The 13610-nt window shown below is 67.2% G+C and carries 15 protein-coding genes; all 15 read right to left on the reverse strand.

Translation table 11 applies throughout. From position 1 onward, the window contains the following. Positions 1 to 5 precede the first annotated feature (5 nt). A complete protein-coding gene (locus tag ACTVZP_RS18185; protein WP_443213584.1) occupies positions 6 to 4457 on the reverse strand; it encodes a tail tape measure protein in 4452 nt (1483 codons plus the stop codon). A gap of 48 nt (positions 4458 to 4505) precedes the next feature. Further along, entirely contained in the window at positions 4506 to 4874 is a 369-nt protein-coding gene (locus ACTVZP_RS18190) for a hypothetical protein (protein ID WP_443213585.1), read from the reverse strand. A 50-nt stretch (positions 4875 to 4924) separates the two neighbouring features. Beyond that, positions 4925 to 5167, reverse strand: a complete 243-nt coding sequence (locus ACTVZP_RS18195; RefSeq protein ID WP_443213586.1) for a hypothetical protein — start codon at positions 5165 to 5167, stop codon at positions 4925 to 4927. A 77-nt stretch (positions 5168 to 5244) separates the two neighbouring features. Beyond that, positions 5245 to 5631 carry a hypothetical protein gene (locus tag ACTVZP_RS18200; protein WP_443213587.1) on the reverse strand — a complete coding sequence of 129 codons (387 nt, stop codon included), beginning with the start codon at positions 5629 to 5631 and terminating at the stop codon, positions 5245 to 5247. Further along, the gene (locus ACTVZP_RS18205) at positions 5628 to 6068 is read right to left on the reverse strand and encodes a hypothetical protein (protein ID WP_443213588.1); all 441 of its coding nucleotides are present in this window, start codon (positions 6066 to 6068) and stop codon (positions 5628 to 5630) included. The genes ACTVZP_RS18200 and ACTVZP_RS18205 overlap by 4 nt, the downstream gene beginning before the upstream one ends. Before the next feature lie 9 nt (positions 6069 to 6077). Then, the gene (locus tag ACTVZP_RS18210) at positions 6078 to 6458 is read right to left on the reverse strand and encodes a DUF3168 domain-containing protein (RefSeq protein ID WP_443213589.1); all 381 of its coding nucleotides are present in this window, start codon (positions 6456 to 6458) and stop codon (positions 6078 to 6080) included. A 3-nt stretch (positions 6459 to 6461) separates the two neighbouring features. Continuing rightward, the gene (locus ACTVZP_RS18215; protein WP_443213590.1) at positions 6462 to 7022 is read right to left on the reverse strand and encodes an HK97-gp10 family putative phage morphogenesis protein; all 561 of its coding nucleotides are present in this window, start codon (positions 7020 to 7022) and stop codon (positions 6462 to 6464) included. A gap of 114 nt (positions 7023 to 7136) precedes the next feature. Next, positions 7137 to 7469: a head-tail adaptor protein gene (locus ACTVZP_RS18220; RefSeq protein WP_443213591.1), complete on the reverse strand. Its 333-nt coding sequence runs from the start codon at positions 7467 to 7469 to the stop codon at positions 7137 to 7139. Next, on the reverse strand, positions 7469 to 7987 hold the full coding sequence (locus tag ACTVZP_RS18225; protein ID WP_443213592.1) for a head-tail connector protein: 519 nt from the start codon (positions 7985 to 7987) through the stop codon (positions 7469 to 7471). Before ACTVZP_RS18225 ends, ACTVZP_RS18220 begins: the two co-directional genes overlap by 1 nt. Then, complete coding sequence (locus tag ACTVZP_RS18230; protein WP_443213593.1) at positions 7984 to 8193, reverse strand: hypothetical protein; 210 nt, start codon at positions 8191 to 8193, stop codon at positions 7984 to 7986. The genes ACTVZP_RS18225 and ACTVZP_RS18230 overlap by 4 nt, the downstream gene beginning before the upstream one ends. 56 nt (positions 8194 to 8249) lie before the next feature. Further along, complete coding sequence (locus ACTVZP_RS18235) at positions 8250 to 9449, reverse strand: phage major capsid protein (protein WP_443213594.1); 1200 nt, start codon at positions 9447 to 9449, stop codon at positions 8250 to 8252. A 21-nt stretch (positions 9450 to 9470) separates the two neighbouring features. Continuing rightward, the gene (locus tag ACTVZP_RS18240; RefSeq protein WP_443213595.1) at positions 9471 to 10133 is read right to left on the reverse strand and encodes an HK97 family phage prohead protease; all 663 of its coding nucleotides are present in this window, start codon (positions 10131 to 10133) and stop codon (positions 9471 to 9473) included. Next, the gene (locus tag ACTVZP_RS18245) at positions 10120 to 11340 is read right to left on the reverse strand and encodes a phage portal protein (RefSeq protein WP_443213596.1); all 1221 of its coding nucleotides are present in this window, start codon (positions 11338 to 11340) and stop codon (positions 10120 to 10122) included. Before ACTVZP_RS18245 ends, ACTVZP_RS18240 begins: the two co-directional genes overlap by 14 nt. Next, on the reverse strand, positions 11340 to 13061 hold the full coding sequence (locus ACTVZP_RS18250) for a terminase large subunit domain-containing protein (RefSeq protein WP_443213597.1): 1722 nt from the start codon (positions 13059 to 13061) through the stop codon (positions 11340 to 11342). Before ACTVZP_RS18250 ends, ACTVZP_RS18245 begins: the two co-directional genes overlap by 1 nt. Beyond that, positions 13042 to 13566: a hypothetical protein gene (locus ACTVZP_RS18255; protein WP_443213599.1), complete on the reverse strand. Its 525-nt coding sequence runs from the start codon at positions 13564 to 13566 to the stop codon at positions 13042 to 13044. The genes ACTVZP_RS18250 and ACTVZP_RS18255 overlap by 20 nt, the downstream gene beginning before the upstream one ends. Positions 13567 to 13610 lie beyond the last annotated feature (44 nt).

Genomic DNA, 13610 nt, shown 5'->3' on the forward strand with positions numbered 1-13610 from the left:
GGGGCTCAGGTCTCCGAGAGGGTGCGCCGTTCTTCACGGCGGGCGATGGACGCGCTCGTGTAGGTGTTCTGCTCGATCCGCAGCGCGAGTTGCGTGTTCTCGCTCCGCATCCGGGCCAGCTCCTCGCGCATCGCCCGCATCTCGGTCACCATCTCGCGGGTGTTGAGCAGGTCCCGCGTCTGCGAGGCGCTGTAGATCCGGGACGGGCCTGTCACCTCGAGCTCGGGACCTTGCTCCCCGACGAGCCGCATACCGCCGGCATGCAGGCCACCGGCCGCGAACGATGGCACGCCGCCCGCTGCGCGGATCGCCTCGCGGGCGCTCTCCATGATGCGATCAAGACTGGCGCGCGCTTGCCGAGCCGCCCGGTTCGCGTCCCACAGGCTGTCCTCCAGACCGCCATCGGCCCAGAACTCCGAGCGCCATTCCCCGATGGCGGCGCCGGCGCCACTGACGGCTGCGGGGTTGAACCGCAGGTTGCCGTTGGCATCGAACGTGGCCTGCACGCTGTTGCCGGCTGCATCGATCAGTCTTCCGGCCGTCCGGGCGTCGAATTCGTTGATGGCCGTTGCCGCGGACCGAAGCTGTGCGTCAGCAGCGCGGGCGCGCTCTTCCGCCGCCGCGACCCTGTTCACGGCCGCAGAGATTGCTGCCTGCCTGCGCTCCTGGTCCCTGGCCCGCGCCGTCTCGGCCCGGACCGCTCGGGCAAGGTCGAGCAGATGCCCGCGCAACGAGGTGATGGGGCCACCGATGTCGAGGCCTTCCATCGCGCTTTCGAAGACGCGGCCGAGCCCTTCGGTCAGATCTAGCCCCATACCGCGAAGCGACGTGCGCAGGGTTGTGCTGAGCCCCGAGATGGGAGCGGCCGTCAGCTCCGCCGCCCGGTCCGCGATGCTTCCGATCCGGCCGGCGAACCGCGCGATGGTGGCGGGATCCAGTTCCACGCCCGAGGTCAGGTAGTCCCGCAGCTCGCCCAGCACCGCCAGCTGACGCTCGCCCAGCCGGACGATCCGCTCCTCGTAGGACGCCTGGGCGCCAGTCACGTCCGACAGTGCCGAGACCTGGGCCAGCACGCGGGCCTGGATCCGGGCGGCGTCTATCGATGTCGCGGCGGTCGCGCGCGCGGCGGCTATGTAGTCGCCGGCGAGCCCCGCAACCGCGCCGCCAGCATCCTGATTTCCCCGCATGGTGGCCGAGACGGCCGCGCCATATTGACGCCTTGCCTGCGCCAGGGCCGCCGCGGGCGAAATCAGGTCGCCGGCCGTGCGGCGGGCGGCGTCCACGAATGAACGCAGGCCGTCGCTGATGGTGCGCCAGACCCTTGCCGACGCAGCAGCGGCCCGGTTGATCTCGGTCACGCGGCCGATCACGTCGTCCACGATCGACACGACACCATCGACCATGCCGGAGATGGCGGCCGTCATGCCGTCGATCTGGGGCAACACCTGGTCCATGGCGCCCGACATGCCGATCAGCGCGGCATAGACCTCGCGCCCGCGCTCCGTCGTCAGATCCTGCGCCTCGATCAGGGCGCGGTATTGCGCGCGGGTGGCCGGCATCAGGATGTTCAGGTCGGCCAGCGCCTCCGTCACCTGCCGGGTGGTCGTGGCGAGCCGCTCCGCGTCGGTGTAGAACGTCTGGTAGTAGGCCGAGGTCGCCTGCCCCATCGCCTCGAGCCCGCCGAAGGCGTCCGCGATGTCGGAAGCCACGCCGGCCGTGATCATGTCCACAGCCTTGAAGGTGTGGCCGAGCGTGTCCATGATGGCGTTCACGCCCTGCATCGAGGTCATGAGCCGCTGCAGCGCCGCCGCGAACCCCTCGCCCTCATGGACCAGCGCGGCCAGCGTGGCATCGGTGGAGACCAGATCGTTGTTCGCGATGAGGCTGGCCAGATCGGTATTGGCCCGTCGCTGGGCAAACATCTGGGCGATGCGCTCCCCGAAGACGCTGGTGCCCGTGAACAGCGCCTCGACCGTCCCGTTCGCGATCCGCTCCTCCAGATCCTTGATCGCCTGGTCGTTGACGCCGACGTAGCCGAAGGCCCGCGCGGCAAAGTCGTCGCCGAGTTCCGTCAGCTTCTCCTGCAGCTTCGCGCCGATCTCTTCGTCCGAGAGGCCCTTGGTCGAGAACTTCACCGAGGCCGCGAAATCATCGAAGGCGTTCCGGCCGACGCCGAGGGCATCGGCCGTCTCGAGGATCGCCGTCTGCATTTCGCCGATGGCCTTGAGGATCGGGTTCGCAACCTCGGCGCTGGCCGTGTCGTAGGTGACGCTCGTGCTCTTCGAGAGGCCCCAGAACTTGGACTTCTCGACCTTCTTGAACGTCTCGACCATGGCGTCGAGCTCTCGGACCGTGATCCGCAATCCGGCGTCCAGCAGCTTGGTCTTGGTGCCGAAGAACGAGAAGGCGGCCGCCACGGCGGCAATCGGGCCGAGGATGGCGCCGGCGGCCTGCGCAAAGCCAGCGAGGCCGCTGGTGGCGAAGCTCAGGGAGCTGCCGATATAGGCGAGGCCGCCGGACAGGCCGCCCGTCGCGAAGTTCGAGAGCGCGCCCCAGGCGCCGGTGCCGAAGGCGGACAGCGCGCCGCCGATCCGCCCGAAGCTGCCGCCGAGGCCGAGCAGGTTGCCGATCCCGCCCACCATGCCGCCAGCGCCGCCGGTCACGGCCGCACCGGCTGCGCCAGCCACGCTTCCGGATGCCCCGAGGCCGAGGCCGAGCACAATCCGGTTGCGCGCCGCGGTCGCGATCATCTCGGCCAGCATGCTCTTGAAGCTTCCGAGAACGCTGCTGACGAACCCCTTGAAGTCCTTGAACCCGCCGGTAACGAAATCGCCCCAGGCCGTCGCCACGTCATTGATGAGCGGAATGCCGTCGCCGAGTTCCTTGTTCAGCTCGCCAATGGCGCGCTGGTACTCGTCACTGTTCAACAGCCCTTTCTTCAGAAGCTCGCCGAGCTTTCCGATCTCCTCGCGGTATTTCTCGACCGGCGTCTTCAGCCGCTCCTTCCACTCCTTAGCGGCGTTGACCAGCTCGGAAAGCTTTTTCCTGGCGCCACCCGCACTGTCCCCAAGGTCGGACACGCCCTCGCCAAGGCCGGCCACGGACGGCGCTGCCCCATCGGCCGCATCCTCGACGTTCACGAGGGCATCGGCTGCAGCCTGCGCAGCGGCTGCGGCAGCATCCGCCGCGTCAGCCGCGTTTTCCAGGTCCATCGTGATGGTGTTCCTGCTAGCCCCGCGGGGCGGCCACAGCACCCCACTGAACATATCGGTCTGGAAGAGTTTGTTCAGTTCTTCAGCGATCGACCACGTCATTTCCGCGAACGAGCCTAGAACAGTGTTGATTGCCCTCAGGAACGCCGCCTCGAACTTGTAGGCCGCTGCTACGGCGATATTGCCCATCCACTGGAAGGCACGGCCAACGCTGCCCGTTGCCTCAACCGCTCGCGTCATCTGATAGACCAGCTCGCCCACGGCCACGACGGCAATGCCGAGCCCTGTCCTGATGAGCGCGGCCCGCGTCGCAACCAGCGCGGAAACAAAACCCCACGTCGCCGTCGCGGCTGCGTAGATCGCGCCGCGGAAGGCGATAGCGCCAGCCACTGCGGCGGTGCCCAGGTAGCTCGCGATCCGCCCTGTCTGATCGGCGAGCGCGCCGATCACAGAGCCAAGCCCATCAAGCACTGTCCGCAGGGCGCCGCCTTCGCGCATGGAGTTGGTGAAGGCGACCGCCATCGCCTCGACCGCCGGGGCAAGCTCTGCAGCCATCCGGTCACGCGCACCCTGAATGGCGGTCGACATCTGCCCAAGCGCCAGATGCGCGTCACGCAGGGCAGCGACCGCATCGTCGCTCAGGATGACCCCGAGGCCTGCGGCCGCCGCGCCGAGCCGCTCCATCTCGGCGCCGTTGTTCCGCAGGAGCGGCAGGAGCAGGGTCGCATCGTTCGCGATGGCCTCCATGTAGAAGGTCATCTGTGCCTGCGAGACGCCCGCCCTCTCTAGGCTGGAGACATAGAGCTGCAGCGCCTGCGGGCCGGAGAGCTTGCGGAACTGGTCTGCAGTCACACCGACGCGAGGCGCGATCTTCTCGAAGAAGTCCTTCATCTCGCCGCCGCCGGTCGAGAGGAAGTCACCGACCTTGTCGTTCACATCCTTCAGGATGTCGGCCAGCTTCTCCTGCTCGATGCCCACGGTCTTCGACGCCGCAGACCAGCGTTGCAACGTCTGGGGCGTGGTGTTGGCGACCTGCGAAAGCCGGCTGACCTCGTTCGCCGCGCGCGCAGTCGGCGCGACAATAGCCGCCATGGCGGCCCCGACCGTAGCGCCGATGGCCGACAGCGCGCCGAACGCCTTCGCCGCATCGCCGAGGGACGACTGCGCCTTCTTCAGGCCGGCTTGAAATTGGGCAGAGTCCAAGCCCAAGTTGACGCGCAAGGCGCCGATCACGGATGCCGACATTCGGGCTGTCCTTCACGAAAAGGAGAAGGCCGCCCTAAGGCGGCCTGTTCAGATTTCGATTGAGGGTGATGGGTCAGGCGGCGGCAAGACCCTGACGCCATCGGTTGAGATTTTCAGCCAGATCGTGCTGCCCGGCTTCCCGGTCGGCTTGCATCGGGTGATCGCGCGGCTGGCAACACCGAACGCCTCTCGCGCCCCGGCAGGCGTGCTTCCGGTGTACCCTTGCAATCTGATCGCTGCAGGGTCCGGCCGGCCGGTGTGGTCGAACGTGACGCTGACCGTCACGACCGCCCGGAGCCCGTCGGATGATAGCGTCCCGACGTTCCAGCACTGTACGAACTGACCAATGAAGTCGGCCCTTGCCGGGCCAGCGATGATCGCCGCGGCAAGGGCGACGACGGGAAGCATGTGATACAAGGCACTCTCCACAGGTTGTCGCAGCCATATTGGCCGGGCCGCCCTGGTGGTCAACCGCGCCCCCTCAGCGCCATCCCGATGAGAACCCCCCGCACCCGCTCGTGATCGGCATCCCATCCGCCTTCCGCCTTCTGCGGCGGCGGCGCGTCCACCTCTGCCGGCGGCTTGTATTCCGGGATCTTGTCCGGCTGGTGGAAGGCGAAGGCCACGAGGGTCGCAAGCTCGTGCTGGAGCACGCGCCTGTCCTCGATCTCGCGCCTGCGCCGCTTGTAGTCGCCGTCGAGGATCGACATCACCTCGCGCGGCGTGAGCCGCCAGAACAGCTCATACTCCTGCCCGGCAGCATGCCACCGGGCAAGGAGTTCATCGATCAGGCCGCGGCCGGCTTCGCCTTCAGCTTGGCCGGCGCCGGGGCGTTTCCCCCGACGTCCTCAGCCTCGGCCTCGGCCTTGGCTGCCTCCGGGAAGGCGGCACGGATCGCCTCTCCCAGAAGCCGCGATGCCTCGGCCAGCCCGATCTCGTCGATCAGATCGCCCGCCGCATCCTCGCTCAGACCCTCGTGGCCCATTCCGGCCCAGATCAGGCGCCGGAGCCGCACCATGTCGCCATGCGATGCCTCGCCCTGCATCGCCACGATGGCGTCCACAAGGGTTTCCCCGGCCCGCTCCTGATAGCGGACCTGGGCATTGGTGGTGAGCCGGATGTATCGCTCGCGCCCTTCCGCCTCGAAGGAAACCGCACCACGCATCACGTTCACGCCGCGGTCCCCGCCGTCCAGGTCGGGGCGCCCGTGCCACGGATGTTGAGGTTGATGCTGACCGGGGCACCGAGGTCACCGGCCTCGAGCTGCGGGACCGGGAAGCCGCGGAACTCGAACACGTCGCCCGCGCTCTGGTCCGGGGCCGGCTTCATGGTCACGCGGTAGTAGATCGGGTTCGCGGCCTCCTGGTCGGCGATCATCGCCGCGTAGCCGGCCGAGGTGTAGCCCATCGGGATGGTGATCTGGCCAATGTCCTTCAGGCCCTTGATGTACTCGCGATAGCCGCCCTCGCTGTCGAGCGAGGTCACATCCTGATAGTCCTGCTCGACCACCGGCACGGCGATGCCCTTGGCTTCCGGGATCGAGGTCCAGGTGGTGCCGTCGGTGGAGCGCTCCACCTCGGCCCCGTAGGCGATGATCTGTTTCGAGGCCATCTGGCCCTCCTATGCTGAGTAGATGGTGAGGAAGTCGAGCGAGACCCGGTAGGGCCGCGCCGTGTCGTCGCCCGGCTCGCGCTGGTCGCGCGTGCCGTCGAGGAAGACACCCTGGAACCCGCCGCCGCTGTGGCCGTGGAGCACGGCGCGCACGGCGCGGGAAAGCTGTTTTGCTGCCATGTATGTCTTGGCATAGCAGTCGATCTGGACGCGGGCCTGCTGCATCCCGTCCGGCCCGCTGATAGTCAGCCCCTCGCGGTCGCTGATGGTGTTCAGCACCACATAAGGGAAGCCAGCACCCTGAGAATGCGAGCCGAAGTTGACGCGCGTGCCGGCAAGCGCCGTCACCCCGCTGGATGCCAGCAGGAGCGCGCGGAGTGCTTCTTCCATGGGTCAGCCTCCAGCGGCCTTTGCTGCGGCCCGGGCCGCGCGCTTCCGGGCGCGGACGACGGCCTTCTGTATCTCGGTCCACATCTCGGCCTTGATGCGCTCCAGGAGCGCCTCGCGGTCCTGATCCCACGCGGGCCGCATGTATGGCTGCGGGTCCATCTTGAAACTTCCGAACTCGTTCACGATGGCCTTGATTGCCTCGCGCTTCGTCGCAGGCTGCGTCGGCCCCATGTAAAGCTCGACTGCGCTGAGGTTGCCAGAAGCGGTCGCTGACCGCCGCGCATCGCGCAGGGCGGCGCGCGCTTCACCAACTGAGCCGCCGGCGCGCATCACGGCACCGAACTCGCGCTTGCCGATGTCAGCGCCGCCGTCCACCGCTTTCGCGCCAACCGAGATGCTGTCGCGCAGGTCGCCCTCATCGACGGGCGCCTTGCTGCGCGCGATCTCGGCCATGGGCTTCATAGCCGAGATGCCGGCCCGCCGAAGCGCCGCCTTGCCTGCCGCCTTGCTCAGCTTCTGAAGCTGCGCCTCGAGCTCCTTCAGTCCCTCGACGCGGACCCGCATCTCAGCGCCACCGGATGACGGGCCACCAGACGACATAGCCACGCTGGTGCGTGAAGGCAAAGGCCAAGCCGCGCGGCACTCTGCAAATGCGCCAGTGGCGCGGGTGCATGATGTTCATTGGTCTGTCCTCGCTGCTGCGGTGATCTCAAGCCACTGCCGCCGGCCGGCGCCTTCCTTGACGCCGACGATCTCGTATTCGCGCCCCTCGCACACCAGCCGGTCGCGCGGCGTCAGGTCGGCCGTGAAGCTGCTCCAGCGCACCGTGAAGCGAGTCGTCACGCTGGCCGCGACCTCGGCCGACCGCCACCGCTCGCCGTCGCTTAGGTCGGCCTTGCTAGCCCAGATCGGCGCGCCGTGATCGGCCCAGGTCTCGACGGACGAGAAGCCATCGTCGGTCAGGGTGGCACGTCGGAACTGGATGAGGCGATCGAGCGCGCCGGCGGCCATCAGATCTTCCTGAAGCGAAGCTGCGAGACGAGAGCCGCCACGGCGAGCGGCAGTTCGGAGGTGATGTTGCCGACGTTCACGGCCTCGCGGTTCTCATACCAGTGGCCAGCGAGCATCAGGATGGCCTGCCGCGCCGCCGGCAGCAGATGCGCCGGCAGTCCGCAGGTGTAGCTCACCACGGCCTGCGACGGCTCCGCATCGACAGACACTAGAGGGCCAAGCGCCTCCGGCGTGACGGCGCAGCCCACGACCTCCCCATCCGCCTCCACGACCACATCCGAAACATCCGGAAGAGAAAGCCGATACGGGCCAGGCCCGCTGAAGGTCTGGCGCCAGCGCTGGGGCATGATCGCCCGACCGAGATGGCCAGTGCGTCCGTCGAGGTGCGCCGTGGCCGCAGCAACTAGCGCCTCGATCAGCGCGTCCTCTTCGTCGCCCGCGACCCGACAGTGAACCTTCGCCAGATCGAGCGATACCGCCGCCGCGGGCGGTTCGACGAGGACCGGGAGGCTTGTCATTCCTTGGCGACCTTCTTGCCACGGGCGGCGGGTTTGGCATCGGCCTTCCCGTCGTAGGCCTTGATCGGCTCGAGGTCGTCGGCCTCGATCGGCTCGAGGACGTGCGGCACGAGGTGAGCGACGTCTGCATGAGCAGCTTCACGCATGTCACCGGGCTCATAGGGGCGGTCACCGATGTGCTGGCGCAGGACCGTGTATTTCTGCATGTCATCCTCCTATCGGCTCATGAGAGGGGGCGGAGCCCGCCCCCTCGAGGAGACGATCAGGCCACGCGGCCGAAGTCGCCGTAGATAAAGGCCTCGGGGCGGTAGACCGCGAGCGCGAGCCGCTCCTCGGCGAGGAACGTCACCTTGTTCCGGGTGAAGTCGTCGTTCTGGTAGCCCGCCTCGACCCGGCCATCCCACTGGTCGAAGATCTGGGCAGCCATGTCGAAGGCGCCGACCAGCACCTTGTCGATCGTCATGGCCGGCGTGTCGACGACGGGCAGCCCCCAGAGGGTCTTCGCGACGCCGCCCTGAGGATTGCCGATGATGTAACGGCCAGTCGTGTCCTTCAGCAGTTCGATCCACGCCCAGTCCGCAGGGTGCATGGTGATGCCGGATGCGGGGTACTCGGCCAGCACCGCCTGAAGCATCATGAGGCGGATGCGGTCGATCGAGGTCGTGTCGCCGCCCGTGAGCGGGTTCAGGTAGGCCGTGGACTGCGGGACGATGCCGGCCAGGTTCTGCCCGGTGCCGTCGCCATAGAGGAGCTGGCCCTCCTCCTTGTAGGCGAGGCCATAGAGCAGGCGCTGGTCGATCATGGACCGCACCTGCGCCACGTCGCTCAACACCTGCCTGGTGGCGCGGGTCCAGTGGGCGATGACCTTGGTGGTGACCGACCGGTCGGCGAGCTTGATGTCGCTCTCGGGTTTCGCCGCGCCCTCCGCCACCGGTGCCGCGTTGTTGGCGAAGCCGGTCTCCTGCACGAACTCGATGGTCGGCGAATCCGTGCGGCCCGGCATCAGCAGGTTGCGGATCGTCATGCGCCGCTGCGGCAACGCCTGGACGCCCGGCAGGCGGTAGGGTGCGATCGCCGCCCCGACGGCGCCGGCCGTGTCAGTGGTGGCCGATGTCAGGTCGGCCTTCACCTCCATGGAGAGCTTCGCGCCCGGGCTCGCGTTCATCAGGCCCTTGAAGCCGTCCATTTCGACGAAGCGCTGACCCACCGATTTGGCCTCGGCCGGATCGCCGCCGCCGCGAGCCATCTTCTGCTCGATCTCGGACAGTTGCGCCTTGAGCGCGTTCATGCCCGTCAGCGCTTCGTCGGCCTTGCCCTTGATGGACTCGGTCAAGGCCTCGCCGTTTTTCGCCTTGCCAAGCGCCTCCTCAGCAAGCGCCTTCACGCCATCGAGCGACTTGTCGAGCGCAGCCTTCATCTCGACCGCCAGTTCGGCGGCCGTCTTGGTCTCGTTGTCAGCCATGGTGGCCTCCTGTGTGGGTAATCAGGCCGAAAGGCCCAGGAACGCGCGCATGAACGCCGCGCCGTCGTTTGCCGCTCCGGCCGGCTCCCCCGGCCCCTTCAGGTGGATGCGCGCGGCGCGCTCCGCCTGCGAGTTCGACAGGCCAAGACCCTTGGCCATCAGCTCGAACTCCCGCTCAGTCAGCCGGTCCCCGGCCCTGAGCTTGTTCACGACCTCGTCCATCCCCTCCGACTTGACGGCGGAGATCTTCGCCCGCTCGTTCATCGGGAAGGTCACAGGTGAGATTTCGAAGAGGTCCGCCTTCTTGATGACGCGGACATTGCCATCAGGCTCCGCTTCCCGGGTGCGGTAGCCGATCGACAGTCCGCCGATCACGTTGGCCTTCATCAGGGCATGGACCTCACGGGCCTTCGGCACGTCGAGGACGAGCCGCCCCTTGCCCCAGAGGCCCTTCGCATCCTCGGCCAGATCCTCCCATACCCCGATGGGCTGATACGGATCGTGGTTCCACAGCATCTTGATGCTGCGGCCCGACTGCCTGGCCTTGGCCATCCCCTCGACGAAGGCGCCCGGGGCGATCTTGTCGCCTCCATTGTCGACGTTGCCGAAGATCGCGGCATAGCCCTCGACCGTGCCCTCGTCGCTCAGCGCCTTCAGCTCGAGCGCGAAATCACTGTGTTCCATTGTTCTTCCCCGCCTCCGTGATCGGCACGTTCTGCATCTGCATCCGGGGCACGTCTCCGCCCGGAACCGGCGCCAGGTTCTCGCGCTCGCGCACCTCGTTGATGGTCATGGCCCCCATCTGGGTCATGGAGCCGTAGAAGGCGGACCGGGCGGCGCTGTCGCCACGCAGGAGCGCCTCCATGTTGAAGCGGACCGAATAGCCCGCGGCACGTTCAGCCGGTGTCATGAGCTGCTTTGCGACGGCCTGCTCGATCCGCTTTACGCGGCGCCGGAGCGTGAACCGCTGGAAGAGCAGGCCCTGCTGCTCGACGCTGGTCGGCCAGGCTGTCGCGCTGCCCGGGTGCCCGATCATCACCGGCGGAACGCCGAAGAACCGACAGATCTCTTCGACCGAGAACTGCCGCGTCTCCAGCATCTGCGCATCCTCCGGCGAGATGCTGAGCGACTGATACTCGACTCCACCCTCGGCGATGAACGGACGCCCGGCGTTGACGGCGCCCATGTAGCGCGACGGAAGCTTTTCCTCGACCAGCTCGCGCTGCTCATCGGTCAGCCACTCCTTGAACTTCAGGACGCCGCTCGGCCGCAGGCCATTGGCGAATGTCGATGCCGCCGCGCGGTCGGCGGCCTGCGCCGAGGCGAAAGCCTGGTAGCCCACCTGCAGTGTGGACATGCCGCCTAGCGGATCACCGCCCGGGCCACGCACATGCAGGACCGCCCGGTCGGCCCCTTGGTAGCTGCGACCTTCGCGGGTCCAGCGGTATTCCAACGCGCCTGCCTCTGTCCTGCGAACCGAAACGGCATCGGGATGGATCGGATAGAGGGCCACGACGCGACCCGCCTGATTACGCTCCACCTGCGCATAAGCGTTTCCTCTCAGCTCCAGCGAGAAGTTCAGGAACTCCCAGAAGTCGAGGGCGGTCTGGTCGTAATTCGGCGAGTCGTAGATGATGCCGTGCAGCGGGTGCGACGGGTCCACAGCAGTCAGGCGGCCAGCCTTGCGGTGCACCTCGAACGGCAGGGATGCGATGGTCCCCGCGACGAGGTTCGTGCAGGCCCACACGGCCGACAGGGCCATGGCTGACGACGGCGTGACCACTTCGCCGGAATAGCCGGCATGGGCCACGGCCGTGACGCTGGGCTGCAGCGTCACCTCCTTCCGCTCGAGGCCGCGCCACCAGGTGCGCATCTTCTGCAGCGGGCGCATCAGCCTCTCCTCAATGCGGACATGAAGTCATCGATCGACCCTCCGCCGCGGCGCGCTTCAGGATCGCGCTGCATCAGCATGAAGGCGTTGAACGTGGCGATCAGGGGGTCGATCTTGGACTTCCCCGCCACTTCCTTCGTGATCCGCACAGCCGACCCCTTGATTTCCGGTTTCGCATTGCCGGCCGACCACGCCATCAGGGGCTGAGCCCCGTGCAGGAACGTGCCCTGCTTGAGCATCCGCTCAAGGCCCCAGATCGCGGGCGACAGCCGCCAGTCCTGTCCGACCACGACGAGCTGCTCGTAGGTGATCCCACGGGCGAACATCTCGAACTGGATCGCTGCCGAGTTCGTGGTGTCCACACCGATCGCCGCCTCTTCCGGCAGGAGATCCGCCTCGAGCAGTCGCTGGGCGATCTCGGCCACCCCGCGCACATCGCCCGACACGTCATCATCCTCGAGGAGCACCAGGTCGCCATCCTCGGCGAAGTTCTGCAGGCGCGGGGCAATCTCCTTCCGCTCCTCCAGCACCTCCGGGTGCGCCCAGGCTCGCGCCCAGTGCAGCCAGCGCTTGGTCTCCCTGCACCGGCCGATGACAGCCGCGGCGAAGAGGTCGTCAAGGCCGCCGCCATCCACCCCGAGCACCGCCACCTCGCTGCGCTCGATCAGCTCGTCCAGCGTGAGGCACTCGTCGGCACAGGTGTCCCAGTACTGCGCGCCGAGCCAGCCTGCCGAGAGGCCGACGCCGATCTCGATGTTCAGGTGCTGGGACGCCCAGATCTGCTCGGTGTGCTTCGTCACCCGGCCGTTGTTCTCGTAGTCATCGAGCAGAGCCTGCTCGTCGATCGATAACCCGAGGTTGGGCAGTACGAGATGCCAGTTCCTCCGGTCGCGCCAGAAGTCCTGACTGCGCTGCAGCTCGAGCGGAAACTCGTAGAGCACCGGCAGCATGATCGGGTTACGACCGCCACGCCCGTCCCGGATCGCCCGCGCCTTGTCCAGCTCGATCTTCCATATCCCGGCTGGCGGCTCGTCCGACTGCGTCGTGATCATCAGCACCTTGCCGCGGGTCTTCGTGATCCCGCCCCCGCGGATCTGCTGCATGACGGCCGCGGCCTTCGCTTTCTTCCCGAGCTCGTGCACCTCGTCGATGATCGTGAAGACCGGGATCTCCCCCGTCACGATGGACGTGTCGAAGGTCTTCACTTCCAGCTTCGTGTTCGTCTTCCTCCGCGTGACGGTCTTCAGGTGGTCCTGCACCTGAAAGATCGCCTCGAGCTTGGGGTCGAGCCGCACCATGCCCTGCGCCTGGTCGAAGCACCGCTCGGAGATGTTCTGCGACGGCCCGACCAGCAGGCCCTGCCGGTTCGGCGCTTCCTCCATGTAGAGAGCGGTAAGCCCGAGCCCCGCAACGTAGGTGGTCTTCGAGTTCTTCTTCGGGACCATGCAGAGCAGCTCCCAGACGAGGGCCGCCTGCGTGACAGGGTCCTCGGACGCGAAGAACGCGGCGAGGATATCCTTGAACCAGTCGCCGCAGGCTTCGGCCATCGTCGGGTTGCCCGGCACGTCCGGCAGCCGCAGACGGTTGAAGAACGCGAGCGCCTTGCTTGCCTTCTCCTCGTTCAGCGGCACGTCCGCGATGGGCGTCTCACCCGCCTGCAGCTTCTCCCACCAGTCCGGGCAGGCGAAGCGCGGAAGCGCCTCAGTTCGGTCGAGCGGCATATTGGCCGGCTTCGTTTTCCAGCTCGGCCATCAGATCGGCCTCCGCATCCCGGGCGCGCAGCTTGTCGATCTGCTTCTTGCCGAGCTTGTCGGCGGCATGCTGCTTGGGACGCTCCGACAGCTTGCGCTCGATCTCCATCCGGTCCTGCCGGTCGAGAAGTTGGGCGAGGACCCGCTCGGCCCCGACGTTGCCCTTGTCCGCCTGCTCCCAGATGCGCATCAGGCGGCGCGCCTCCAGCCGGTCGCGGGCGGCATCGCGTTCGATCAGCTCGGCTCTAAAATACCGCTTCAGCGTAGGCACCGAGATGGCGAGGCCAGTGCGGGGATCCACGATCACCTTCGCGATCCGGTCGTTGCTCCAGCCGCACGCAAGCAACATACTGACTTTCCTTGCATTTTCGTCAGTGCGCTCGAAGCGCGGGCGGCCTCTCTTGCCTGCCCGCGCATAGACCGGCTCACCGAAGAGGTTCAGGGCGAAGGCGTCGTCCGAAATTTCGTCTGTCACGGAAAAAAATCCCTAGATGAGCCCACGAACCGGTCTAGGCACTC

Source organism: Rhodobacter sp. NSM, assembly GCF_052244495.1.
In the GTDB taxonomy this organism is placed as follows: domain Bacteria; phylum Pseudomonadota; class Alphaproteobacteria; order Rhodobacterales; family Rhodobacteraceae; genus Cereibacter_A.

Bases quoted from the DNA above. Each gene is read 5' to 3' on its own strand.
- ACTVZP_RS18185 (WP_443213584.1), bottom strand. From the start codon at position 4,457: ATGTCGGCATCCGTGATCGGCGCCTTGCGCGTCAACTTGGGCTTGGAC.
- ACTVZP_RS18195 (WP_443213586.1), bottom strand. From the start codon at position 5,167: ATGTCGATCCTCGACGGCGACTACAAGCGGCGCAGGCGCGAGATCGAG.
- ACTVZP_RS18205 (WP_443213588.1), bottom strand. From the start codon at position 6,068: ATGGCCTCGAAACAGATCATCGCCTACGGGGCCGAGGTGGAGCGCTCC.
- ACTVZP_RS18210 (WP_443213589.1), bottom strand. From the start codon at position 6,458: ATGGAAGAAGCACTCCGCGCGCTCCTGCTGGCATCCAGCGGGGTGACG.
- ACTVZP_RS18215 (WP_443213590.1), bottom strand. From the start codon at position 7,022: ATGCGGGTCCGCGTCGAGGGACTGAAGGAGCTCGAGGCGCAGCTTCAG.
- ACTVZP_RS18220 (WP_443213591.1), bottom strand. From the start codon at position 7,469: ATGGCCGCCGGCGCGCTCGATCGCCTCATCCAGTTCCGACGTGCCACC.
- ACTVZP_RS18225 (WP_443213592.1), bottom strand. From the start codon at position 7,987: ATGACAAGCCTCCCGGTCCTCGTCGAACCGCCCGCGGCGGCGGTATCG.
- ACTVZP_RS18230 (WP_443213593.1), bottom strand. From the start codon at position 8,193: ATGCAGAAATACACGGTCCTGCGCCAGCACATCGGTGACCGCCCCTAT.
- ACTVZP_RS18235 (WP_443213594.1), bottom strand. From the start codon at position 9,449: ATGGCTGACAACGAGACCAAGACGGCCGCCGAACTGGCGGTCGAGATG.
- ACTVZP_RS18240 (WP_443213595.1), bottom strand. From the start codon at position 10,133: ATGGAACACAGTGATTTCGCGCTCGAGCTGAAGGCGCTGAGCGACGAG.
- ACTVZP_RS18245 (WP_443213596.1), bottom strand. From the start codon at position 11,340: ATGCGCCCGCTGCAGAAGATGCGCACCTGGTGGCGCGGCCTCGAGCGG.
- ACTVZP_RS18250 (WP_443213597.1), bottom strand. From the start codon at position 13,061: ATGCCGCTCGACCGAACTGAGGCGCTTCCGCGCTTCGCCTGCCCGGAC.